The organism is Colwellia sp. MB02u-14 (genome assembly GCF_014076915.1).
In the GTDB taxonomy this organism is placed as follows: Bacteria; Pseudomonadota; Gammaproteobacteria; order Enterobacterales; family Alteromonadaceae; genus Colwellia_A.
In genome coordinates this window covers 186,868-212,577 of sequence record NZ_JACGUX010000080.1, presented here as the reverse complement: position 1 = coordinate 212,577, position 25,710 = coordinate 186,868, and the positions used below count along the sequence as shown (strand labels likewise).

The 25,710-nt window shown below is 39.1% G+C and carries 19 protein-coding genes and 1 pseudogene; 2 read left to right on the top strand and 18 right to left on the bottom strand.

Annotated features, from left to right (window positions below; translation table 11 throughout):
- Positions 1–19: 19 nt before the first annotated feature.
- From H4J52_RS13835 to H4J52_RS13805, 7 genes and pseudogenes are all read right to left on the bottom strand, one after another.
- Positions 20–292, bottom strand: a complete 273-nt coding sequence (locus H4J52_RS13835; RefSeq protein ID WP_182181304.1) for an acyl carrier protein — start codon at positions 290–292, stop codon at positions 20–22.
- Entirely contained in the window at positions 289–1,557 is a 1,269-nt protein-coding gene (locus H4J52_RS13830; protein ID WP_259366736.1) for a dihydrolipoamide acetyltransferase family protein, read from the bottom strand. Before H4J52_RS13830 ends, H4J52_RS13835 begins: the two co-directional genes overlap by 4 nt.
- Complete coding sequence (locus H4J52_RS13825; protein ID WP_182181305.1) at positions 1,557–2,540, bottom strand: alpha-ketoacid dehydrogenase subunit beta; 984 nt, start codon at positions 2,538–2,540, stop codon at positions 1,557–1,559. Before H4J52_RS13825 ends, H4J52_RS13830 begins: the two co-directional genes overlap by 1 nt.
- A complete protein-coding gene (gene pdhA / locus H4J52_RS13820; protein ID WP_182224945.1) occupies positions 2,537–3,550 on the bottom strand; it encodes a pyruvate dehydrogenase (acetyl-transferring) E1 component subunit alpha in 1,014 nt (337 codons plus the stop codon). The genes H4J52_RS13825 and pdhA overlap by 4 nt, the downstream gene beginning before the upstream one ends.
- Positions 3,547–5,292: an acetate--CoA ligase gene (gene acsA, locus H4J52_RS13815; RefSeq protein ID WP_182181307.1), complete on the bottom strand. Its 1,746-nt coding sequence runs from the start codon at positions 5,290–5,292 to the stop codon at positions 3,547–3,549. The genes pdhA and acsA overlap by 4 nt, the downstream gene beginning before the upstream one ends.
- Before the next feature lie 257 nt (positions 5,293–5,549).
- Positions 5,550–5,711: a hypothetical protein gene (locus H4J52_RS13810; protein WP_182181308.1), complete on the bottom strand. Its 162-nt coding sequence runs from the start codon at positions 5,709–5,711 to the stop codon at positions 5,550–5,552.
- Between the two features lie 152 nt (positions 5,712–5,863).
- Positions 5,864–6,301 (bottom strand): annotated as a pseudogene (locus H4J52_RS13805) (Na/Pi symporter); the annotation flags it as partial.
- 327 nt (positions 6,302–6,628) lie between these two features.
- Between H4J52_RS13805 and H4J52_RS13800 the strand changes: the two are divergent.
- Positions 6,629–8,026: a nodulation protein NfeD gene (locus tag H4J52_RS13800; protein ID WP_182181310.1), complete on the top strand. Its 1,398-nt coding sequence runs from the start codon at positions 6,629–6,631 to the stop codon at positions 8,024–8,026.
- Positions 8,010–8,801 carry a slipin family protein gene (locus H4J52_RS13795; protein WP_182181311.1) on the top strand — a complete coding sequence of 264 codons (792 nt, stop codon included), beginning with the start codon at positions 8,010–8,012 and terminating at the stop codon, positions 8,799–8,801. Before H4J52_RS13800 ends, H4J52_RS13795 begins: the two co-directional genes overlap by 17 nt.
- Positions 8,802–9,859: 1,058 nt before the next feature.
- Here the strand turns inward: H4J52_RS13795 and H4J52_RS13790 are convergent.
- From H4J52_RS13790 to H4J52_RS13740, 11 genes are all read right to left on the bottom strand, one after another.
- A complete protein-coding gene (locus H4J52_RS13790) occupies positions 9,860–10,759 on the bottom strand; it encodes a sugar phosphate isomerase/epimerase (RefSeq protein WP_259366735.1) in 900 nt (299 codons plus the stop codon).
- Positions 10,760–10,805: 46 nt separating this feature from the next.
- Complete coding sequence (locus H4J52_RS13785) at positions 10,806–12,530, bottom strand: GMC oxidoreductase (protein WP_182181312.1); 1,725 nt, start codon at positions 12,528–12,530, stop codon at positions 10,806–10,808.
- Positions 12,531–12,570: 40 nt separating this feature from the next.
- Entirely contained in the window at positions 12,571–13,218 is a 648-nt protein-coding gene (locus H4J52_RS13780; RefSeq protein ID WP_182181313.1) for a gluconate 2-dehydrogenase subunit 3 family protein, read from the bottom strand.
- A gap of 37 nt (positions 13,219–13,255) precedes the next feature.
- A complete protein-coding gene (locus H4J52_RS13775; protein WP_220460654.1) occupies positions 13,256–14,500 on the bottom strand; it encodes a sugar MFS transporter in 1,245 nt (414 codons plus the stop codon).
- On the bottom strand, positions 14,490–15,578 hold the full coding sequence (locus H4J52_RS13770; RefSeq protein WP_182224979.1) for a sugar phosphate isomerase/epimerase: 1,089 nt from the start codon (positions 15,576–15,578) through the stop codon (positions 14,490–14,492). Before H4J52_RS13770 ends, H4J52_RS13775 begins: the two co-directional genes overlap by 11 nt.
- Before the next feature lie 22 nt (positions 15,579–15,600).
- Complete coding sequence (locus H4J52_RS13765; protein ID WP_259366734.1) at positions 15,601–16,827, bottom strand: Gfo/Idh/MocA family protein; 1,227 nt, start codon at positions 16,825–16,827, stop codon at positions 15,601–15,603.
- Between the two features lie 504 nt (positions 16,828–17,331).
- On the bottom strand, positions 17,332–18,861 hold the full coding sequence (locus H4J52_RS13760; RefSeq protein ID WP_182181314.1) for a tryptophan halogenase family protein: 1,530 nt from the start codon (positions 18,859–18,861) through the stop codon (positions 17,332–17,334).
- Between the two features lie 74 nt (positions 18,862–18,935).
- Positions 18,936–20,423: a tryptophan halogenase family protein gene (locus H4J52_RS13755; RefSeq protein ID WP_182224943.1), complete on the bottom strand. Its 1,488-nt coding sequence runs from the start codon at positions 20,421–20,423 to the stop codon at positions 18,936–18,938.
- Positions 20,424–20,498: 75 nt separating this feature from the next.
- Positions 20,499–21,566: a cupin-like domain-containing protein gene (locus H4J52_RS13750; RefSeq protein WP_259366733.1), complete on the bottom strand. Its 1,068-nt coding sequence runs from the start codon at positions 21,564–21,566 to the stop codon at positions 20,499–20,501.
- A gap of 42 nt (positions 21,567–21,608) precedes the next feature.
- Positions 21,609–22,334 (bottom strand): SapC family protein, encoded by a 726-nt coding sequence (locus H4J52_RS13745; protein ID WP_182181443.1) that lies wholly within the window; start codon positions 22,332–22,334, stop codon positions 21,609–21,611.
- 207 nt (positions 22,335–22,541) lie between these two features.
- A complete protein-coding gene (locus H4J52_RS13740) occupies positions 22,542–25,652 on the bottom strand; it encodes a TonB-dependent receptor (protein ID WP_259366731.1) in 3,111 nt (1,036 codons plus the stop codon).
- Positions 25,653–25,710: the final 58 nt, after the last annotated feature.

Genomic DNA, 25,710 nt, shown 5'->3' with positions numbered 1-25,710 from the left:
TATGCTTTTATCTTAACGGTTAGGCTTGAGGATTTTTGGAAAGCTGTGCAGATAAATAGTTAAGCATTTTGTTAAAGGTATTCACTTGGGAGTAATCACCCTCAGCAATACTGACACCCGTAGATTTTTTTAAAGCGATTAAATAATTGATAAAATCCATGGAATCTAAATCACATTCTTCACGAATATCTTCATCCATATTAATATCCTCTTGTTCAATTTCAGGCGCTGCCTCTTGAATAGCTTCAATAATAATTTGTTGAATATTTTGTTGAGTATATGTGCTGCTCATAAGCATTCCGGTTTTTGTAATTTTTTAGCCAAATAGTTAAGAAACTTAGCGGCTAACATGCCATCAATTACTCGATGATCAGCGCTCAAACTTAACGTTAATACTTGTGCTATCACCATATCATCATTAACAACTTTGACTATGTCTCTCACTTTACCAAAGCCTAAAATAGCCACTTGTGGTGGATAAATGATACCAAAAACACTGTCTGCTCCACGCTCCCCCATATTCGTCACTGTAACGGTGGCATCCATTAATTCTGAGCTGCGTAAGTGTCCGCTTCGACTACGTTCGGTAATATCTCGCAGACCTTGCATAAGCTCAGTTATTGATAATTTATCAACATCATGTATCGCTGGCACCACTAAACCACCTTGGCGTAAACTAATGACATTACCTATATGAATGGCACTGACTTGTTCAAAGTGATCGCCTTGAGGTAAATCACTTTGAGATATGTCCTTTTGGTAGAAACCGTTGAGCTTGGGATATTTAACCAAGGAGTTCGCCAACGCTTTTAATAATAATGCCAGTAAGATCACATGGTCTTCTGGTGGGCTTGTTTGATTTTGTTGTTGTAACCATTGTTGCGCACTCGTGATATCGACTTCTACGCTTAAATAAAAGTGTGGGATTTCCTGTTTTGATTTAGTCATTGCTACTGCGATAGCATTGCGCATATTTTGTTCTGTAGTACCCGCAAACTTAAGTTTCTTACTGTTTAGCTGTTTTTTATCTGTTAATAAAGGCGTTAGGTCATTTAACAAAATAGCCCCTTGCGGACCGTTTCCTATAATGCCAGTTAAATTTATCTGTTGCTCTTTTGCCAAACGTCGAGCAATAGGCGATGCTTTAACATCACTGATTTTGACATCAAGTACGTTAACTTGCTTATTAACGGGAGACGTTTCAACAACCGGAACAGATGTTTCATTTACTTTGTCCACTGCAGGTACTACTGACTTAACTATTTTATTCGATGGTTCTGCTAACGCAATGCGTGCCAATATAGTACCAACAGGTACTTCTATAACAGGTTCAACTAATATTTCTGTGATAGTACCGCTAGAATACACCTCCATGTCGATAGCTCCCTTTTGTGTTTCTAGTACGGCAATAATGTCACCACTATTAACTTTATCGCCTTCTTTGACTAACCACTGAGTTAACGTACCTTCGGTCATATCAGCGCCCAGTGAAGGCATTGTTATATCTTCAAGCTCTGCCACGCTGCTTTTAACTTTATCACTTGGTGTCGATGTCATTATCGCGCTACCATAATATTTTGAGCCGCTGTCACGATTTGTTCAACTTGAGGTAATGCTGCTTGCTCAAGGTGGCTAGGATAAGGAATAGGAACTTCTACCGTACAAAGCCGTTTAACTGGTGCATCTAAATGCCAAAAAGCTTGTTCCATAATAATTGCACTAATCTCTCCTGCCAAACTGCCCGTAAGCCAAGCTTCATCAATGATAATCGCACGATGTGTTTTGGTGACACTGGCAACAATAGCCTTTGTATCAAGAGGCCGTAAACAGCGTAGGTCTAACACTTCAGCGCTAATATTTAATTTTTTAAGTTGTTTAGCTGCAGATAATGCTTTATGTAAACTGCCTCCATAGGTGATCAAACTAACATCGGTTCCTTGCTGTCGAACTAACGCTTTTTCCATGCTTACTTCACTGTTTTCTAAAACGTCTCCACGCGTATTTAACAACATGACATGCTCAAAAATCACCACAGGATCGGGATCCGCTAATGCTTGAATTAACATATGCTTTGCATCAGTATGCGTTGCCGGACTTAACACTTTTAAACCAGGAATATGCGCATAAAAATTTTCCCAACTATGGGAGTGTTGTGCGGCAAGTTGTAGACCTGCGCCACATGCCATGCGAATAACCAATGGCACATTTACCTGTCCTCCTGACATATGGCGCAGTGTTGCTGCACTATTAACAATTTGATCCATCGCCAATAAGCTAAAATTAACCGTCATCACTTCAATAATTGGGCGCATGCCACCCAATGCAGCGCCTACGCCTACACCAACAAAACCCGATTCACATAAAGGTGTATCAATAATTTTATGCTCACCATATCGTTCAAGTAATCCTTTACTAACACCATAACAGCCGCCATAACAACCGACATCTTCACCCATCAAAAATACGCGGTCATCATCAATAAGCGCCTGCTCAATACCCGCTCGCAAAGCTTCGCGATAAGTCAACACTTGCTCGCTCATGATTGCTCTCCTTGGCTTGTATTAGTCGATGATACAGCTGGGCTATAAACATCTTTAGTTAGATCCGATATCGGCTCCCATTCGCCTTGTTCTGCAAACGTAATCGCTGCTTGTATTTCATCCTTTATTTCAGCTTCAATGCTGCTAATTTCTTTATCTTCTAGACGGTTATTATCTTTTAACCAAGTAATTAAACGGATCACCGGACCTTGTTCTTGCCATAACTTCACTTCAGCCTTATCTCGGTATAACTGTCCATCAAAGCTTGAATGTCCACGAAATCGATAACTTTGACACTCTAAAAAATACGGCTTATTAGTTTCTCTGATTTGATCAACCGCTTTGCTACTTGCCGCTTCAACATCAACAACATTCATGCCATCAACCTGCACTGCGGTCATTCCATAGCTACTGGCTTTTTTAGCAATATTGGTTTCAGATTCAGACAGTGCCAACGCTGTTCCCATGGCATAGCGATTATTTTCACAAATGAATAGCACAGGTAATTGCCATAACACGGCTAGGTTCATTGCCTCATGAAACTCCCCTTCAGCAACAGCACCTTCACCAAAAAAACACACGGTTAGCGCTTGTTGCTCTTGTTTTTTATTTGCCATAGCCAGGCCTACTGCTAAAGGTAAACCACCACCAACAATGGCATTACCACCGTAAAAATGCTGGCTTTTATCAAATAGGTGCATAGAGCCGCCGCGCCCTCGGCTACAGCCATTAGTACGACCATACATTTCGGCTAAAATAGACTTCATTGATAAGCCACGCGCCAATGCATGACCATGCTCTCGATAAGTGGCAACAATATTATCTTTAGCGCAAAGGGTTGACATTACACCAACCGCAATGGCTTCTTCACCAATGTATAAATGCAAAAAACCACGGATTTTTTCTTGCGCATAAAGCTCGGCACATTTTTCTTCAAAGTGTCGAATGCGTAACATTTTTTTGAGCTGCGCAAGTAAATACGTTCGATCAAGGTGTAATTTATGCTTCATTGCTCATCACTCTCTAAAGTTGATATGTCGCCTAGTGGCAAGCCCAGTTCTCGTGCTTTAAGTAAACGACGCATTATTTTGCCGCTGCGAGTTTTGGGTAAGTTTTGTCGAAATACTATTTCTTTTGGGGCAACCGCTGCGCCAAGTTTTTTACGGGCAAAGCCTTTAAGCTGCTTTTGTAATTGCTCACTTGGGATTACGCCTGATTTTAAGGTAACGTAAGCCTTAACAACCTCTCCAGCGATGTCATCCGGTATGCCAATAACGCCTACCTCAATCACATCTTCATGTTCCATCAAGGCACTTTCTACTTCAAAAGGACCTATTAAGTGACCCGATGATTTAATTAAATCGTCTGCGCGGCCTACAAACCAGTAGTAACCTTGTTCATCTCTATAAGCTAAATCACCGCTGAGATACCAGCCTTGTGTGAAACAATGTTGGTATTTTTCATTTTGGTGTAGATAGCCACGAAACATTGATGGCCAGCCTTGTTTTAATGCTAATTCGCCAATTTGATTTGCTTCACTGAGTACTTCGAGAGTCACTTGCTCACTTTCTTTATTAGTTCGCTTAACAATTCCTGCCTCAATACCAGGTAATGGCAAGCCCATAGCGCCGGGTTTAATTGGCATGCTGGCATAGTTGGCAATCATTATTGCTCCCGTTTCTGTTTGCCACCAATTATCATGAAAAGGCAAACCGAGAACACGTTCACTCCACACAACAGCTTCAGGATTAAGTGGCTCACCGACACTAGCGATAAAACGCAGGTGTGATAAATCATATTGCGCTCGTATCTCACAACCTGCTTTCATTAACAGTCGAATAGCGGTTGGCGCGCTATACCAAACATTGACTTGCTGTTGCTCAAGTATTTGATACCAACGCTCTACGTCAAATTCAGCCTCATCAACAATCATGGTGGCACCAAGACATAAAGGCGCAATAATGCCGTAAGTAGTACCGGTGACCCAACCCGGATCAGCCGTACACCAATAAATGTCGGTTGCATGTATATCAAGCGCATAATAAGCAGAAGATTTATGTGCCACGACGGCATGATGAACATGAACAACCCCTTTAGGTTTCCCTGTAGTACCGCTGGTAAAGTGCAATAAAGCCATATCATCTGGCGATGTTTTTACACAAGGTAAACCCGCGTTGGCATTTTCCATTAATTTAGTTACCGCATAGCAACCATCATCAAGGACACCTACTCCGTCAATTAATAAAATAGCCTTTAAGTGAGGCAATTCTTGCCACCATTTAGCGACTTTTTTTCGATACAAACTCATGGTGGTAACGAGGACATTGGCTTCACCTATTTCCATGCGAGAACGAATAGGTTCAGGACCAAAATCTGAAAATAAGGGAGTGAAAACACAACCGGCTTTTAAGGTACCTAAGGCTGCAATATATAATAAAGGTAATCGACCTGCTAAGCTGAAAACGCGACTGCACGGTTCAAGGCCAAGTGTATTTAACACACTAGCAAAACGGCTGGTTTGTTCAGCTAAATCGCGATAGGTAAAATCAACACATTGATTTTGCTTACCAAGCCAACGCAAGGCTATTTTGTTTTCATTTGGGGTGTTTAAATGGCTATCAACAGCTTGATACGCAATATTGAGTTGCGGCGTTATACTAGGCCAATTAAAGTGTTGATAGCATTGTTGATAATCAGGTAAATTACTTACTTGATTATCACTAGTATATTTATTAATTATTTTTTTATGCATACTTTATATTTGCAGTTTTGTTTAATGAACAGCCCATATACTTCTCAAACAAGTTAGATATAAACTTAGGTATAGTATTTGTACAAATTCCTCCTATGCTTTTCAATGATCTAAATCAGTTAGTTATTAATGCCTTCTAAAACCTTCACCGCTTAACCTTTATTAGCGCAATGAAATAGGTTTAAGTGATGGGTTATTCGACAAACATGATAACTGACTCGCTTAAGCCAGCGTATTGCTTCTACCTCTTTTTTTGCTTACGACACAGTGACATTGCCTGTGGTAATATTACTCATTGCGTTATTTCTCAGCGGGTTTAATTGGGCCAATAATTTTTCGTAAGCTTTACTCGCTAGTTGAGCATTTTGATGCCAATGTTGTTGATCTATATTGTCAGTAATATGTCTAACAATGGTCATAAATTGCTTTACATATACCACTAAATCGTCATTATCTTTTACGGCAAAAGCACAATACTCTTCCTCATCAAAGCACTCATGCAAACGCTGTAAATGATCTAAAATATCAATAGCTGCTACTAGCTGTTGCCACTGAGGATTATTTGCTTTGTCTAAATGAATAAAATCGACATAAGCATCAGTTTCAATCGCCCAATCAATGTATCAGCAGGGAATTGATCAGGGATAATAATGTGCTCTAAGCCACTCATTCGCTCTTGCATCATGCTTATGCCAACAAAAATCAAACCCAATCCTGCTAATGCAAAGCCGATGGAGGCAATGCGCTCTTTAACGAACAATTTAAGAATAGCGCCAATAAAAACAACCGGTAAAATAACGGTACCTAGCTTTAATTTAAAGCCTAATAGAACCACTAACCAATCTGTAATAGTGGTTCCTGCATTGGCACCAAAAATAATACCTAATGACGGTGAAAACGTCATTAAGCCAGCACCAACAAAACCAACAGCAGCTACCGTTAACGCACTTGATGACTGCAATATCGCTGTACAAGTAACGCCTGTCAAAGCAGCAGAAAATGGGCTTTTAGTGAGTTTTTTAGTGAATTACAAATAATGCCTCCTGCAAGTTCGTGTAATGTTCCAGTCATCACAATCATGCCTAATAAAAAAATACCAAGCCCACCAAGCACCTGAAATAAGATGGTTAAATGATTAATATAAGCCCCTTCATTAATACCGTTCTCACTGCATTTAAAAGTTTATCTTTAACCTTGCCCCTGACTTATGTCAGGTAAAAACGATTTTTCCTTTAATTTAAGATAATTACAACATTAGACATTTAGTAGATTCAGATGATCTAACTACACTGATCATATTGTCCTAACGATAGGAATAAAAATATGAGGACTTGTCATGTACAGATTGGCTGATATGCTTTTATTACTGAGTTGTGCATTTTTGACCCTAAACGCACAGTCAATGCAAAGTATCCCCACACAAATGGCAAAGCAAGCTAGTTATACCGAAGTGCCCTTACTTAACATAAAAGGTGCTATAGGACCGGCGATAAGTGATTATCTAGTTAGGGAAATATCTCTAGCTAACGCTAATACTAATACGCCACTGATATTAATTACTTTAGATACTCCCGGCGGTTTAAGTGCCAGTTTACGTGACATTAATAAAAGTATACTCGGTTCAACCGTGCCAATAGCTTGCTTGGTATATCCGCAAGGAGCTCGCGCAGCAAGCGCTGGCACTTATATCCTTTATGCTTGCCACATTGCAGCAATGGCTTCGGCGACTACGCTTGGCGCAGCAACTCCGGTAAATATTGCTTCGCCCATAGTGTCAGAGCCCAAAGGTAAATCTGAAAAAAATAAGACTACTTCTATGGAAAAAAAAGTGCTTAATGATGCTATTGCCTATATTCGTTCCTTAGCTCAATTACGTAATCGCAATGCCGAGTGGGCAGAAAAATCGGTAAGCGATGCCGCCACTTTAACGGCAAGTGAAGCGTTAAAAACCAAGGTTATTGATATAATCGCCGAAACGCCACAAGCGCTAATGGAGCAACTAAACGGTAAGGAAGTATCAATAAACCAACAAGTTATTCAATTAGATCTCACTAATGTAAACCTAACCACCAAAAGGCCCGATTGGCGTAGCCAATTTCTTGCCACCATTACCGATCCTAATATTGCCTATATTCTAATGCTAATAGGTATTTACGGCTTAATGCTAGAGTTTTACAGCCCTGGTATAGGTGTTGCTGGAGTGATTGGTGGCATTTCATTATTTGTCGCTCTATATGCTTTTCAATTACTACCAGTAAATTATGTTGGCGCGGGTTTAGTTATTTTAGGCATAGTATTATTGATCGCAGAGTCTTTAGTGCCCAGCTTTGGTGTTTTTGGCATAGGCGGTGTTGCTGCTTTTGTTATAGGTTCAATCTTTTTATTTAATACCGATCTAGACCATTTCAAAGTGTCATTGCCACTAATATATGGAATTGCATTTACCTCTACATTTTTTATTGTTTTCGCTTTAGGTTTTATTTGGCGGGCAAGAAAAAATAAAGTCGTTAGTGGCCAAGAAGAATTCATTAATGCTTGGGTAGCTGTTGATGAAGACTTCACTGAAAACGGCTACGTTATATTCAATGGTGAGCGTTGGGCTGCTTATTCTTTACAGCCAGTAAAAAAAGGTCAAAAAGTTAAAGTCCTATCTATCAAGGGGTTAAAACTAAATCTAGCCTCAACTGCCACATTAGTTACCGATAAGGAGCAAACTAATGCCTCCCATACTTAATAATATTGAGATATTTTCAACGTCGATAATATTTTTATTTATCGCCATACTGCTAAGCGCCTTTCGAATTTTAAGAGAGTATGAACGCGGCGTTATTTTTTTACTTGGCCGCTTTTATAAAGTAAAAGGTCCTGGCTTCATTATTGTTATTCCTTTAATTCAGCAAATGGTGAAGGTGGACTTACGTACCGTAGTTATGGATGTTCCCAGCCAAGATGTAATTAGTCGTGATAATGTTTCGGTAAAGGTCAATGCCGTTATTTATTTTCGAGTGATAGATCCACAAAAAGCTATTATTAATGTTGAAGACTTTTTGCAAGCAACCTCACAACTAGCACAAACCACGCTAAGATCTGTTTTAGGGCAACATGAACTCGATGAAATGCTCGCTAATAGAGATATGTTGAATACCGACATTCAAACCATTCTAGATGAGAGAACTGATGGTTGGGGCATTAAAGTTTCAAATGTTGAAATTAAACACGTTGATTTAAATGAAAGCATGATCCGAGCAATTGCCCAACAAGCGGAAGCAGAACGAACACGTCGTGCAAAAGTGATTCATGCCTTAGGAGAACTGGAAGCATCAGGAAAGTTAACAGAAGCAGCCAGTAAACTATCAGAACAACCAAATGCTATTATGTTGCGCTATTTACAAACGTTAACCGAAATTGCAGGCGAAAAAAATTCCACCATTCTTTTTCCTTTGCCAATGGAGTTGATAAATGGCTTATTAGAAAAAAATATAAAAGGTAAAAACACTGAAAACTATTAAAAGATCAATCTTAGAAAGATCGCAAAACGATTAGGAATAATTAGCAACCAAACAAAAAATCCGATTTATCACGAATCAGCCTTTAAATGTCTATTTGTACAAGTTTAGTGGTGCGTTAGGGGGAATTGAATCCCCACGATCTAAGTCACCAGCCCCTCAAGAATTATCACCTAAACGGTGTAAATAATATATATACAACAACGTACCAGTAAAATACTACTCTGTTGCTTTAAAAATAGTTGCAGTACCAGTCATTTGAGATCAATAGCTTACATCTGAATTAGCAACCAAAATCGTAATTAAGATGAATACATAAAAAAAGCCTATATTGCTAGATAGGGTTAAAGTATTGAACTTGAAGACAACTCAGTCTTTGATTAAAACAACGAATGATCTCTCTCTTGTAAGCCTCAGTCATAAAGCTACTGTTAATAGTCTCAATTACAATAGCTTTATTCTTAACTGCTTCTGAGATAAATTTTACAGCTAACTTAACGTTTAAACCCAATCATTGTGCAAATTCAATGAAGTCATACCCAATATATTGACCATATGGGGTATTAAAACCCAGCGCTAACTCATTATTATTTTCTGCTGTTTTCAGTAAAGGCCGTGCTAAATAGCTATCCAAGAATGTATCTAAGTATCGGGCTGTAGATACAAAATCATAAATTGGCGCAAGTCTATTTTCTCTTCATTTGGCATAATAATACAAACATTTCTCAAGTGGAGGTCGTTTCTTCTGCTCAGTGCCTTAGTTTTATTATGATCTCTTGGCTCATATATCCTCCAAATAAATATTTTAAACAAATAATAGCGCATTTCCTTTAAAAAAATAAAAATCAAACTAGAGCTTTAATATCTATTTTTATAATTTAAAGGCAAAATATGGTATGTGATACTGTAATTTAAATACATTCTGATCCTTACAAACAAAATGATGCCTTTAAGTCCAGATATAAGCTTGAAGGAGTTACGAAGATCGCCTGAAATTAAATTAGGTCATATGACCCCCCCTAAATAGGTGACCAGATTATATACTGACCTCGTTTCACTGATTACAAGTTCCTAATCGCTTTATCCAAGCCTTGCTTTGATAATTTAACCGCTTGTAGTGGTGTTAAACCATCTGGATATTCTTCTTGCTCTATAACAAACCACTTTGTACCACCAACCATTATATCTGCTTTTAATACGCTATCCCAATCAGTGACATCATCCCCAACAATCTGTCGTTTGCCATTAATTGCCATTTTAGCAGCTATGTCTTTTGGTAATTTTGCTTTGATATGAGTGGTCAATGTACGATTAGGATAACGATTGATATATTCTACAGGGTCTTTTTCAGCGAGTGTCACCCAACCAACATCCATTTGTAACACAAAATCTTTAGGGGTTGATATGGCAATGTGATCCCAGAATGTTGAGCCTTTATAGGCATTAAATTCTTGGTCGTGATTATGAAAACCAAAACGAAAGCCTTCCGCTGTCAGCTTAGTATATAATAGGTTTACGTCAGTGATAAAGTTATCCACTTCATCTGAATTCCACGCTCTCTCATCCCAGGGAATGATTAACGTATCAATGCCTAAAGCTTTATAATAAGCCACGGTTTGTTCAAAAACATTATCTTCATAGACGTTAAAATTAGCATGTGCAGCACTGACTTCTAATCCTAAATTATCTAAAAAGCTTTTAAGTCCTTTAGCATTATCTTTATAAGGTCCAAAATCTCCCGCAAATTCAACACCGTCAAACCCCATTGCGGCTAATTTAGTTAACGTACCTTCAAAGTCGTTTTTAAGCTCATTTTTTACTGACCATAACTGCACACTCAGTTTAGGAATTAACTTGTTTTTATATTGTTGTGTAGGGTTATCTTTATTAACGTGAGAAGTACACGACATGCTGAAAATGCACACCATAGTTACCCATGTTATTAATGTTAATCGTTTCATTCTTCTTCCTATTGGCTTGAATACTTTTTAAATTCAGTGATAAATGCTATATGCGTTTAGCGGCTACTTCTTTAACGGCATAATCAACCGCTCTCGCGGTTAATGCCATAAAGGTTAAACTAGGGTTTTGAACGGCTGAAGAACAAAAACTCGCACCATCAGTCACAAATAAATTAGGTATATCATGACTTTGATTAAAACCATTCAAAATCGATGTCTTTGGGTCACGTCCCATTCGCGCGGTACCTAACTCATGAATTGCGATACCTGGAGGACGGTGTGTAGACCTGCCAGATACATTCTTCAATCCGGCAGCTTTTAACATCTTAATAGATTGTTCTGCTGCATCCTCCATCATTAACTGTTCGTTTTCTGTATAACGAACATCGAACTCGATTTGAGGAATACCCCATTTATCTTTTAATGTTGGATGCAGACGCATTTGATTTTCAAATCTTGGTAACATTTCACCTTGTGCATATAGACCAAAACGCCATTTACCCGCTTGTTTTATTTTATTTTTATATTCAACACCTAAACCATCTTGATGTTGTTGTGAATCCCATCCCTCTCGGTAGGCACTAGCTCCTAGCGCATAACCTCTTAAGAAGCCACGTTTTGGATCTGGCTTATAATAGAAATTAGGCATCATAAGGCCTGAAGGTCTTCGGCCTGAATAATACTCGTTTTCAAAACCATCAATATCACCAGAAGCGACCGAATTATAATTGTGATCCATTAAATAATGGCCAAGCACACCCGAGCTATTAGCAATACCATTAGGAAACTTTTTCGAGGTAGAGTTCATCAAGATTTGTGTTGAGCCAATAGTAGATGCACAAACAAAAATGACTTTAGCAAAATATTCGCGTTCACTTAAATCATTGTTATCAATTACGCGTACACCTTTTACACGATTAGTTTTTTCATCATAAATAAGACTATGTACTACGCTGTTAGGCGCGATGTGTAAATTACCTGTTTTTGCTGCAGCAGGTAATGTTGAGCTTTGGGTAGAGAAATAAGCACCATAAGAACAACCTGCATGGCATTCATTACGCGCCTGACATTGAACGCGCCCTTGTGATATATGTAATTTTGAAGGTTTTGTTAAATGAGCCGTTCGTCCCATAATTAAAGGTCGTTCGGGATATAACTCAGCAAATTTTGCTTTTATTGCCTTCTCTGGTGCCATCATTTCAAAAGGTGGCAAAAATTCGCTGTCGGGTAAATTAGGTAAGTTTTCTTTAGATCCACTTATACCTGCATGTATCTCAACATGTGAATACCATTTTTCAATATCTTTAGTGCGAATTGGCCAGTCATTACCATATCCATCGAGCTTGTTAGCATTAAAATCATATTCACCTAAACGATAGGTTTGTCGGTGCCATAATAACGATTTTCCACCGAGCATATTCCCGCGTATCCAAGAGAATTCAGTACCAGGTTTAGTAGTATAAGGTAAGTCTCGATCATTGCCGAAAAGTTGCTTGGTCGCATTACCAAAAGCGTAACATTGCTTTTGGATATTATGTTGCTGGTCGACTAAAATATTTTCCACTTTCCCACGATGTTCTTGTTTCCACAATGGCGTATTTTCCCCCGAATAGTCTTTGCGATGTTCAACAACACCGCCACGCTCTATCATCAGCGTTTTATAACCACGTTCACAAAACTCTTTTGCTGCCCAGCCACCTGAAATTCCTGAGCCAATAACAATCGCATCATAAACTTCACTGCTTTTATTTATATATACTTGTTCTTTCATTTTTATTTTCTCATACCAAAGAAGTTGTTATGTCGATTACTTAATTAAATAAACCACGCGTTGCCCAAGTTGGATCAGACTTTTTATACGGTATTGAACCTTTAAATCCGCCCGGAACGGGGTCATAACGTAACTCTTGTGTGGCTCCAACTTCAGAGGTGTAATATCCAAAACAAATATATTGTTTCAACAACTTAAAATCTGCACGCTGAATTTGATCAAAACTGTGCTCTCCTAAATCAAGTTCAGTCAACAGTTGAAACTGTTGCTTTGCAGTCAGCTTGATAAATGAATTTGATCCCTGCTGTTTAGCACGACTATCAATCAGTGTTAATAGTGCTAGCACCGTATTTTGGTCTTCTTTGGTGTGACAATGATAAAGTTGATTATCAATAAAACCATGGGTATCAACTTCTGCTGCGCCTAATGTATCGGTTTTAGGAATAACAATTGAACAAATTTGCTTAAGTAATACCAATTGATTTTTATTAAAGATTTTACCGTCAGTGAGCATATTGTCATTGCTTGGCACATAGGCCATCGCAACAGAAATAGCATTTCCTGTTACCAGCGAACCAACGGCAACACCGCCCAACATAGTGGTAAAACCTTTCAGAAAATGTCGTCTAGATTTTTCATTCGTTCTTATTGACGCTGATGCAGTTGTCGATGCATTATCATTTTTCATAACAAACTCCCCCTTAATTGATGCTTTAATTTTGTCTTTAACTACGTTCAGTAGTCACTTCAGTCGGTGACTTTTTTTTATTCATATAAAAGTACAAAAGTGTAAAAGCGATAATGAGTATTGCGGGAAATACCGCTAGATTTGCAAGTACACTCTGACCTGCAGCAAGATCAGGGTCAATGCCTGCAATAACGGAAGCATTAGCTTTCTCACGTGCACTGTCTATCCAGTGGCCAATAACAGGATTCCATAAACTTAAGGCAAACATCCCTGCAGCACCTATCATCGACATACCCAAAGCACCACTTTCTGGTATGTTTTCGGCAACAAACCCAACCATGGTTGGCCAAAAGTACATGACGCCTATGGCAAATAAAATAGCGGCAATATAGACTGAAGAACCCGTAGCAATACTCATTGCATATATTCCACATGTGGCGACAATCGCAGAAAAAAGAAGTACGCCGACAGGGTTAAGACGATGTATAACGGGGCCAGCAAAATAGCGACCAACGGCCATTAATCCAGTAATTAATGCCATGATTAGCATTGGCGATGCACCAGACGCGCCCAAAATTCTTTCGATCCATTGTTGTGTGCCTAATTCCGCGGTAGTTGTTAGCGTCATACAAATCGCCATAAAAATGAATAATGGAGAAAATAATGCTTTTACATTGTCACGGGTGGATCCTTTGATGCGTTCAATCTCAGGGAAGTGTTGTTTTAAGGTCATCACGCCATATAAAATTGTTGGAATTAACATGACCGATATTTGTAATTGCCAGCCTAAACCTGCATCGGTCATTGCTTTTGAAATTAGCGCACCAACGACAATTCCACCAGGGAACCAAACATGAAATTTATTCAACATTGTCGTTTTGTTTTTAGGGTAAGTTTCTGCGATGAGTGGGTTACACCCTGCTTCTACTGCTCCATTAGCAAAACCAATAAAGAAAGTAGAAATGAGTAAGCCCCAAAAACCTTCAGCAGATATCGTTAATAGTAGTCCGACTAAGTGACATATGAAGGCAATCAATAATAGCCTTTTCGCACCAAGGGTATTGTATAATGCGCCTCCTATCATCATAGCGACAGGAAAACCAAGAAATGCCATGGCGTTTACCCAGCCGAGCTGTCCGTCGTTAAGCGCAAACTCAGTGCCAAGCTGACTTAAAATACCGGCTCGAATTGCAAAGGTCATTGAAGTAACGAGTAAAGCCAAACAACAGATGATAAATATCCGTGATGAATCTTTTTCGGTGATTGTTTTACTAACGGTCATTGTTTTGATCCTTACAAAATTCATCGGGTAAAAGACCTAAAAGGCTTTTATTAACTTTAGTGTCTGTGGTTACTGCTGCAAAATCATCAAAGGCTTTTTCGGTAGGATTAATAATATGTTCAGCTATAAATACTGCCCCTTCTTTGGCACCATCTTCAGGATGTTTGATACAACACTCCCATTCAAGCACTGCCCAACCACTAAAACCATATTGAGTCAGCTTGCTAAAAATAGCTTTAAAGTTAATTTGGCCATCACCTAATGATCGAAAACGCCCCGGTCTGTCTTGCCACGATTGATAACCACCATAAACACCACTGCGACCTGAAGGATTAAACTCAGCATCTTTGACATGAAAAGCTTTTATGCGCTCATGATATATATCGATAAAAGCAAGGTAATCTAATTGTTGTAAAACAAAGTGACTCGGGTCATATAATATATTAGCCCTTGGGTGATGGTTGACCGCTTCAAGAAAACGTTCGAAGCTTGCGCCATCGTGTAAATCTTCTCCCGGATGTAATTCATAACAGACATCTACACCCGCTTCATCAAATGCCTCAAGAATAGGCAACCAACGATGAGCTAATTCTTCAAAACCTAACTCAACTAAACCGGGAGGTCTTTGTGGCCATGGATAAAAAGTATGCCACAGCAATGCACCTGAAAAAGTAGCATGAGCTTTTAAACCGAGTCTTTCACTCGCTTTAGCCGCACACTTTAGTTGTTCTATCGCCCATTCAGTTCTCGCTAAAGGATTGTTTCGTAACGCTTTAGGAGCAAAGCCATCGAACATTTTATCATAAGCCGGATGAACGGCGACAAGTTGACCTTGAAGGTGTGTTGAAAGCTCAGTGATCACTAAGCCGGCTGCAGCAACTATCGCCGTTATTTCATCACAATAGCTTTGGCTTATTGCCGCTTTGGATAAGTCGATAAGTTTAGGGTCTGTGGGTAATTGAATTCCTTTATATCCTAAACTCGCAGCCCATTGACATAATGACGGCAAGTCATTAAATGGAGCTTCATCGCCAATAAATTGTGCTAGAAAAATCGCAGGGCCTTTAATTTTTTGCATTGCATTTACCATGAAATTCTCCTTATAACTTTTTGAGTTTGTTTGAAATAGTGATGTTTTGTGGTACTACTAAAAATGGGTGCCATTTCAAGTCAGATTGGCTCGCAGCCACAACATTTTCTATAAATGCCATACCTCTTATGGCAGACTCTATGCCTGGTACATCATTCATTGCTGTCTCATTAATGCTGACTAGGTCGTTAGTATTTGTATTATCACTACTAGGAAATAACCTACTGCGTATTTGATATGAGAACTGCGTATAAATATTAGCGAAAGCTTCTAGATAACCTTCTGGGTGACCTGCTGGCGTTCTCAAGTTTGCTTGTGTAATAGTATCCATTTCTCCGACGCCGGCACGGATCAACTGACTCGGTTTATCTGTAAACTTCATCCAAACACTGTTGGGTTCAAGTTGTGACCATTCAATACTGGCGGTTTCACCGTATATACGTAATTTAAGGCTGTTCTCTTCACCCACTGAAATTTGGCTCGCCAATAAAACACCTTGTGCACCTGAATTAAAACGCAGTAATACAGTGCCGTCATCATCAAGTACTCGTCCGGTAACACTACTCGATAAATCAGCACAAACTTCTGTGATCGCAAGGCCTGTCACGTATTCTGCAAGGTTTGCGGCGTGCACGCCAATGTCGCCCATGCAGCAACTAATACCTGATTTAGTAGGATCTAAGCGCCATGTAGCTTGTTTACTGCCTTCATCTTTTTTATGTGCTAACCACCCTTGTGGATATTCAACAACAACCTTTTTAATTTTTCCTAGTTGCCCATGTTCAATTCGCGCTTTCGCTTCTTTTATCATCGGGTAACCCGTGTAGGTATGTGTTAATCCGTACAACAAACCCGTTTGTTCAATAATTTTTTTCAACGCCAACGTTTGGGCTAAGTCAACTGTTGCCGGTTTATCAGACATCACATGAAAACCGTATTCAAGCGCCATTTTAGCCACAGGGAAATGAAGATGATTCGGGGTAACTATAGACACCATGTCCATACGTTTATCAACACTAAGCTTTGCTTCTTTCTCAAACATTTCTTGGTAAGAGCGGTAGCATCTATCTTCGTCTAAATATAGCGACTTACCCGATGAAATAGCATTAGTTGGATTAGAACTAAACGCGCCACAGACGAGCTCAATCTGATTATCTAACTGTGCGGCTATGCGATGAATAGCACCAATAAAAGCGCCTTTTCCGCCGCCAACCATACCCATTCTAATTTTACGCATGATAATTAACTCTTTTTAAATAGACGTTATAGCAATGCAATTTCATTATTTTACTCATCCCTAAAACATAAGGGCCTGCTGTAACTGTTGATTTACTATAATTACATTTCCCAATATTGTGTTAAGAATAAATCGGTTTTTTATGCAACAAAATCGGCGTTTTTTTTATGGTGATTATTATTTGTTGGAAAAGAGATAAGACAATCAATTACTTTCTTTCGATGGGGTATATTCAGAATTTTAGTGTTTATGCAAAAGTTGATCAGACCCCAATAAAAGGTTTACGCGTCCATCAGATCCACAAATTAAAAGTATCTATTTTCTCTTCGTCGGTACTTTGGGGTGTTTTTTGGGGGAACCGGTTTTTATATTATCTTTGAAAAGCTAAAAGACTGAGAAAAAATCATGTAAAATCGCTCAGGTCTGCAGAGAAAACGGGCTAATATAGCTATATTAGCCCGTGATTATATGAATAAACGAGCGTCTATTCATACATAACTTTATTTATTTTTGCCCTATTTTAGTTAGAAACTCCCTGTTCGTTGGTAAGGCATTGAACAATTGCTCAGTCGTATTACGCGTTTCATTTCGTAGACGTTTTATTAACGAAACTTCTTTCTGATCTAATGTCTGCGTCATTGTATTAAAGCCCATACCATACAAGACATATTGTTTACTGGCCGACGAAAAAAGTTCAAACCGTTGATTACTTTCATAAAGCCCTGGCGCTTGTGAACGCCATAATTGCAATGATTCCTGTAAACTTTCGGGAATTGACTCTACTTGTTGATGTGCTTGCCAATATGCACTATCTGTTCGTTTCGAAAGTAGGTAATGTAACTTAAGAAAATCGATGATTTCTTGCCATCTTTGCAAGGTTAAATGATTAAACCTTTTCGCCAAAACTTGCATAGCACTACCATCTCGTGGAAGTTGCTGACTGATCCACTCTGCTGATTTTTCAATTAATACCAAAGCAGTAGCTTCTAAAGGTTCGACAAAACCAGCTGAAACACCAATAGCTACACAGTTATTATGCCAGAATTTTTCTCTATGACCTGGCGTAAACTTAATTTTTCGAGGTGTGATATTTTGTGAATTAAGCAAGGGATCGTTTTTCACATAGCTTTGTAACGCCTCTTCGGCTTTTTCTGAAGTTGTAAAATCGCTCGAAAAAACATGCCCTATTCCTCGCCTATTTTGTAGCGAAATATCCCAAATCCAACCACTGTTTTGAGCGGTTGCAACGGTACATGAATCGATAGGCGTTTGATTATCAACATACTCTACTTGAACCGCTAATGCCGTGTCATTAAACAAAATATGTTGCTGTGACTTAAAAGGGATTTGGTAATGTTTGCCAATTAAAATAGCAGCAAAGCCACTGCAGTCGATGAACAAATCACCCAATATTTGTTCACCACTCGTTAATATAAGTGAAGCTATATCGTCATTTTCTGCTGGAACAACCTGCTCAACATGCCCTTGTATATAGTTAACACCTAGATTATCAATACAATGTTGGTGAAGCATTTTAACAAACTTACCCGCATTAAGGTGATAACCATAATTCAAACTAAAAGCATATTCAGGCATTTGTGGAAGTTTAGGCGCAAGGTTTTTGTCACAAATAGCCCCTTGTGCACAAACCCAACGTTCAAAATCTATATCTTTAGATGACGCTGACCAATGATCCGCCATGCTAACGCCGCCGTAACCTGAAGGTGCCGTAAAAGGATGATAATAATGCTCACTTTTCCCCTGAGACCAACCAACAAATTTAGACGCTTGTTTAAAACTCGCGTCACAACAAGAGAGAAACTCCCGCTCGGAAATACCAATTTGACGAAGAGTATCTCTCATGGTTGGCCAAGTGCCTTCACCAACGCCTAAATTTTTAACATCTGGCGATTCCACAAGGGTAACCTTGGTATTTTGCATTGGTGAATCTTTTATATAATGACGAGCAGCAATAATACCTGCCGTTAACCAACCTGCTGTACCACCACCAACAATCACAATTTTCGTTTTCATTTTATCTTCTAATATCCATTGAATTCAGTTATTAATCATTTATGCACCGCTAAGTAACATCTACTTTTGCTCAATTAGTTACTTTTAGCGGGACAGTATTTTTTAATAAAATCTGAATGTTGTGGTAATTGTGCAACCGCGTTTGCAACCCTATTTCGTAGTGCTGTCATTTGCTCTTTTAAGCCTTCAGTAGGCAGAACACAGCTGCCTTTATGATGCTGCTCAGGCATAATGCCTTGCCCCATCATTACTTGCACCCAAGAATCCACCCTAAATAAGCCAACATCATCAAGCCATGCATAACCATTTTCTTTAAAGAGTGCCATTCGATGCGCCAACGATTCAGGAATTTCCATGGTTCGATAATGCTCCCAAAACGGGCTGTCGTCACGAGCGGTTAAATGATAATGAAGGATGATAAAATCACGAATGGTTTCAGCTTCTAATTTGACCTCACGATTATATTGTTCCGCGAGTAACGCTGTATTTCCGCCAAAGGGGAACATTTTCATGAGTCGGAGTAAGGCGGTCGTAACAAGGTGAATACTGGTTGACTCTAAGGGTTCTAAAAAGCCGCTCGATAAACCAACAGCAACACAGTTTTTATGCCAAGCTTTTTCGCGTCGCCCCGTAGTAAAACGCAATTGTCTGGGTTCGGTAATAGGTTCTCCGGTTAGATTTCCCATCAATGTACTGCGGGCTTCGTCATCAGATAAAAACTTGCTGCTATAAACAATACCGTTACCGACACGATTTTGCAGGGGAATTCGCCATTGCCAGCCAGCGGAGTGAGCCATAGCTTGAGTATAAGGTCTTGGCTCTTCTACTGCTTTTGTTTGCACGGCAATCGCACTATCTGCCGCTAAATAATGACTCCAATCTTGATAACCAACGTCAAGACTTGCTCCAATGAGTAGCGCTTTGAACCCTGTGCAATCAATGAAAAAATCCCCCGTGATCTCTTTTCCATCACCTAAAGTTAATGAGGTAATATTGCCTGTTTCATCTTTTATTACTTGTTCTATAAAACCTTCTTCGCGCTTAACACCTGCCGTTTCACTTTTGCTCCGTAAGAAGGTAGCATATGCGGTAGCATTGAAATGATAAGCATAATTAACAGTTTTTTTGCCTACTTGTTTGGCAAACTTATTCGCTTTGGCTGCTTTTAGTTCAAGACAATAATCTTCGAGGCTTCCACCAAAACCTTGTGCTTTAGCTTCCATCCAAAACTCATGAAATTCTGCCATCCAAGAGCGCTGACCAATTTCACCGAAAGAGTGAAAGTAACTGTCTTTTTTCTTGCCCCAATCTTCAAACTGAATACCTAATTTGAACGTTGCTTGTGTCGCCGACATAAATTCTTGCTCATCGATACCGATCAAGTGATGATAAGCTTGTATAGTTGGGATTGTCGCTTCACCTACACCGATAGTGCCAATTTGATCAGATTCTACTAGGGTAATATCTAATACATTGCCAAGGCGAGATACTAAGCTATATGCGCTAAGCCAACCAGAGGTTCCACCACCTGCGATAACTACTTTAGTTTTTGAATCGGTCATTATATTTTGTCTCTTAGCTTAAGCATCAGCGCTAATGTAATTTTAGTTTTGTGTAAATATTATGTTTTTTTTATATTAACGGTTGAGGTTGTTTCTCAACATTGCACCCAGTTGTCTCGCTTGATTTTCGTCAATTTTGGCTAATGCGCCATAACTTTCGGGTGGTAAATGTGCGCGTACATTTTCGCTATCACCAAAAATGTAGTAATCGAATAATGCTTTCCATGCTTTTTTATCTTTTGTAGGGCGATCTCTAACGCTCATCATGGCATGCATTAATGCGTCCATTGGGCTGCCTAAATAAGGTTCTGCTTCCATCCACCAATAATTCACCATGACATTAAAACGATCAAAAGCTTCTACTTCATGCCACCACATACTGGGGTAATATAAACCATCACCCGGTTCAAGATCTGCAACATAGGCATTATCAAGCGCCTCTTTTAAGCGGGGAAAGCGGCTAAAATCTGGGTTACGGAGATCAGCTAACGTAACGACTTGACCTCCTGGGGTGGGACTTAACGGTCCCGGGTATAGATTATTGACTTGATCAGGTGGGAATAAAGTGAAACGCCTTTTACCCGCGACACAACAGGCAATATTTTTTGGTTGATCAAAATGTGCGGCGGCAACAGACTCTGTGCCTAACCAGATTTTTGAAACCGGCTGATTATTTTTAAATTCGGCATGATCAAAGTCTAATTTATTCGTTTGATTAAGGTCTGGGAACCCTTCATCGAATCTGAGTGAATTAATGTAGAAATAATCATGTTCTTCTTGATTCAGTTGGCTTCGTATAGCATCAAAAACGTCGGTAATGGTGCTTCGGTTACTAGAGAAGTTAAAGCCAGTACAGCTTTTATTGTAACCAAAACGGGCTTTATTTTCAGCGGGAGCTTTATAAACAAGTAATGGACGTTTGTTGTAATGCTGCTCAAGTTGAGCCATTACTGTATTAACGGATTGTTCAGCAGATGCTTGTCCAGCTTTCACTAACGGCCAGTCTTTAACTAACCCTTTTAAAATAATAGGCTGGTTATACGAAAAGAGTTCATCATATGGGATCGTTTGAGGTGTGATCCCTTCGAGAACCTTTACAACAATTTTAGTATCAGTTTTACGTTGATTGGTAATTGTCATCATGCACGTCCTTCGTTAGTTAGAAGATACAGTTTCAACAAAGGATTAATACATTGCAGATTTTGCATTCTTTAGCGCTATCAATGTTTGGAAATTCCCCATCGACGACAATACAAAATACAACAAACTGAGTACGCCATATTGGTTCAACTCAGCGAGATTAGCGCCATCGAGTTTTGCGAGTTTATCTTGGTTAACCGTATAATAATCAGTGAAATTCACTTCTTCTATATTACTGAGTTTAATGTTAATAGATACCGGTTCTAACAAGTCCATTGACTTAACTAGCGTATAAAGTGTTTTATCAAATTGCATTCCACTATCAATAGTTTGCAGTGCTTTTTTTACATAGTTTAGATAAGGTGCTTCGCCGCCAAATTGAAGAAAAACATTCTCACCCTGCTCGGTATTTACCCGAGTATCTTCCATATCAATGCAAATAACAGGATCTTGTTGCCCGTTATTTTCTTTAATCGCTTTTTTATAACCTAAACTAAATGGGCCTCTTGCGAGTAATGCGGGTACAAATCGAGTTGTCCAACCACTTTCACCCACAAACAAGTTTTCATCTCTTTCCAAACCCAATATCGCGTGTAACTGTGTGAGTCCTGTTTCAGAATCCCTGTGAAAAACCAAGGGAAATTCTTTATGTAATTCGCCTATTTCAGTAGCGTATATCAACGAACGATTTACATTTAAGTTAGATTCAGGTCGTGTATCAACCTTAATATCTTTATGATCGACATTATTTAAGACTATTGCATTGCTCATCGCATACTTCGCTTTATTATAAAGTTGCGTCATATCCCCATAAATTACCAGGAACAATGACCTTAAAAAAAGAATGAAACATTAATATCATGTTTCACTCTTAGGTAATACCAATCCTCATAAATAATTTTCTATCGTACAATATGAGGAATGGTATCAAATAAATATCTTCAGCTAATTGATTAAACTGAAAAATTTATTCAAAGTCTAAAATTTGTAATTAGCACTTAACACAAAACGTCTATCTGCTTCTTGAACAAAGAAAATATTGTTTTTACTACGACCATACTTACGCAGACCTTCTTCAGTTAAGTTAATCACATCTAAACTTAACGTTAAGTCTTCAAGTGGGCTATAACTCACGTTAATATCAATTTGCTCAGCTTCAGCAAGGTATACCGGGTTACGTGGACCTTTACCACGGTTAGTCGTACTTAAAAACTCATCTCGCCAGTTATAGGCAATACGTGCTGAAAAGCCGTCCATCTCGTAAATTAATACGGCGTTAGCTGTATCACTTAAACCTTCCAATGCAAATTGATCAACATTGATAGAACCACCATTATCATAACCAATATCACCATTTACAGTCGTGTAGTTTAATTGATAACCAAAGCCAGTTTCACCAAAGAAATGCTGCCATGCAAATTCAAAACCATCAATCACGGCACTTTTATCGTTCACAGGACCTGTTACTTGGAATTGTAATTCTGGATCACCAGCTTGTGCAAATACATCATAAGCGGCAAAAACTTCACCCTCAAAGTTTGGATTTGCAACAGGGTCTTGAAAATCTGCAGCGCCATTTGGAAAGTCTGCAGGATTTTGCAAAACAGCCGACATGGTAAACAGGTTAACTTCGTTAACATCATAACCACCTGCGTTCAATGCCGCTATCGCGTCACCGGAAGTTGTTCCAGCGGCACCTGAAGTCGCATCGAGTAAACCAAATAATGTTTTTTGACTTTGCGCGATACCCACAAAGTTTTCAACGTCTTTTCTATAGTAACCGACAGAAATTAGGCTTGAATCGCTGTAATACCACTCTAAAGATAAATCAATGTTTGTTGATTCAAGTGGATCTAATTGTGCATTACCTGATTTGCCTGTTGCTACACCACCCAATGCTGTTATGCGTGGTTGAGGTGATATTGACGTAGACTGAAACAGTTGATCATAAGAAGGTCGAGCCAATGTTTTACTAAATGAAGCACGTGCCTTAATGTCATCATTTACATTAAGCGTAAAATCGATACTCGGTAAAAAGTTAGAGTAGTCATTATCGTCTCGGATAGTTTCTACTGTTGTACCTAATACCGGTAGAAAATCGTTATCCGCTTCCCAAATTATTTGTGTCGGTAAAAATTGATTCGACGATGAAGTAACATCTGTTTGCTCATAACGTAAACCTGCAACAATGTTTAATGTCATGTCAGCAACGTCATAATCCATATTCGCTTGAACATATACCGATAAAATGTCTTCTTCAACCGTATTATCATCATCGGTATTAATAGAGCGACCCGCTAAAGATACACCGTAAGCAGGACCAACTGCATTTAGAAGTGCTACTGGGTCACCACTAAATGAAACACTACCGAGTGGTATTGTTGTACCACCAGGTGAAAGTGCATCGGCACCGTCAACACCAGAAATATCATGGTCTTCAAATGCACAAGCGGTACAGCTTTGATCAAATAAACCCTCTGGGATATCACCCGGAGCTGTTACGCCCCAATCACCTAAAGCGTCAGTTGACGCTTGGCGGGTTTGTTTCATTTCTGTTGAAATATAGCCAACACCAAAATCAACAGTAACCTCGTCACCAGACCATTGACCTTCAAAACGGAATTGGTCAACATTTGAAACTTGATTAGACATATCGGTTTGTGTAACTTGAGAGCCAATATCAGCTTTATCAAAAATCCCATTACCGTTGCCACCTTTTAACGAATCTTCAACTAAGATACTCGCTGCAGGAATTGGCTGAGTAAAGTCAACTGTTTGAAAACCAGCGGTTGCACCTGCCATATTAAAGCGCACAGAGTTTAGCCCTAAAGGACCAGCACCACCACTTGTTGCTTCTGAGGATGCGACATCGAAATTTAAGGTTAAGTCATCATTTACTTCATAAGCCGCATTAAAGCCAAAAGATTTTAATTCATCTTTTGTCGCTAATGCTAAATTTTGAAAGAAAAAATCTTTACCGATAACTTGGTTATTTGCGCCACCCGTTTCAGAAAATTTAACAGGCGTAGACACTACTGGGTTACCATCAAATTCAACAGAGCTGAATTGACGTGCAAACCAAATACCATCGATAAGTGATGTAGATTCTTTTTCATTTTTTGCATATGTTGCATCAAACGTAAATCTAAGTTCGTCGATGGGTTGATATTGCAATGTTAGCATCGCATTAGTACGTTCACGATTATCTTGGTTAGTTCCTAAGCCAATATTACTAGGTATCGCTAGAATTTGACCAATAGTGGGTTCATTTACCACGGTAGCGCCAGGAATGGTTAAAGAGTTTAAATCTTCTGCACCATTATATGTACGTAATTCGTACACTTCAGTACTCATGTGTCGACTACCCGAGTCACGTTCTTGGAATGAGCCAAATAATGAAACACCAAAAGTTGAGTCATCATTTACCCAAGTTGTTACACCACTTATTTCAGGCGTGATACCATCGCCACTTTCATCTTTAACGCCTTTAACGCCAATAGAAGCTGAATTTTCGCTTTGCTCAAGTGGTTTAACAGTATTAATGTTGATTGTTGCACCAATGCCACCAGAAGAACCTGCAGCACGTCCTGTTTTATAGACTTCAATTCCACTTACGCCTTCAGAGGCAAGATTTGAAAAATCAAATGAGCGACTCGTACCTGCTGCGCCTTTATCTTGTGGGTTACCCGTAATTGTACCTACGTTTGCTGCTGGCATTTGACGGCCATTTAAGGTCACTAAATTAAAGTTACCACCAAAGCCACGTACGGTAACTTCTGAACCTTCACCGTTAACTCGGTTAATTGATACACCCGTAATACGTTGCAAAGATTCTGCAAGATTGGTATCAGGAAATTGCCCCATATCTACAGCAGAAATAGCATCAACAACACCCGTTGATTGACGCTTAACATTCATTGATTGAGATAAACTGCCTCGCATACCAGTGACTTGAATAACTTCAACTTTTTCTTCTTCTTTCTTAGTTTCTTCTGCTAACACTGGCACCATTACTGAAGTACCAAGCATTACACTGATGGTTTTGGCGAGTAATGATTTATTAAAGGTTTTATAATTTTTGTTCATCATGTTTATGTTGCCTATTATAGTTTTTATTATGAAGGTATAGTGCATACGAAACTGCTGT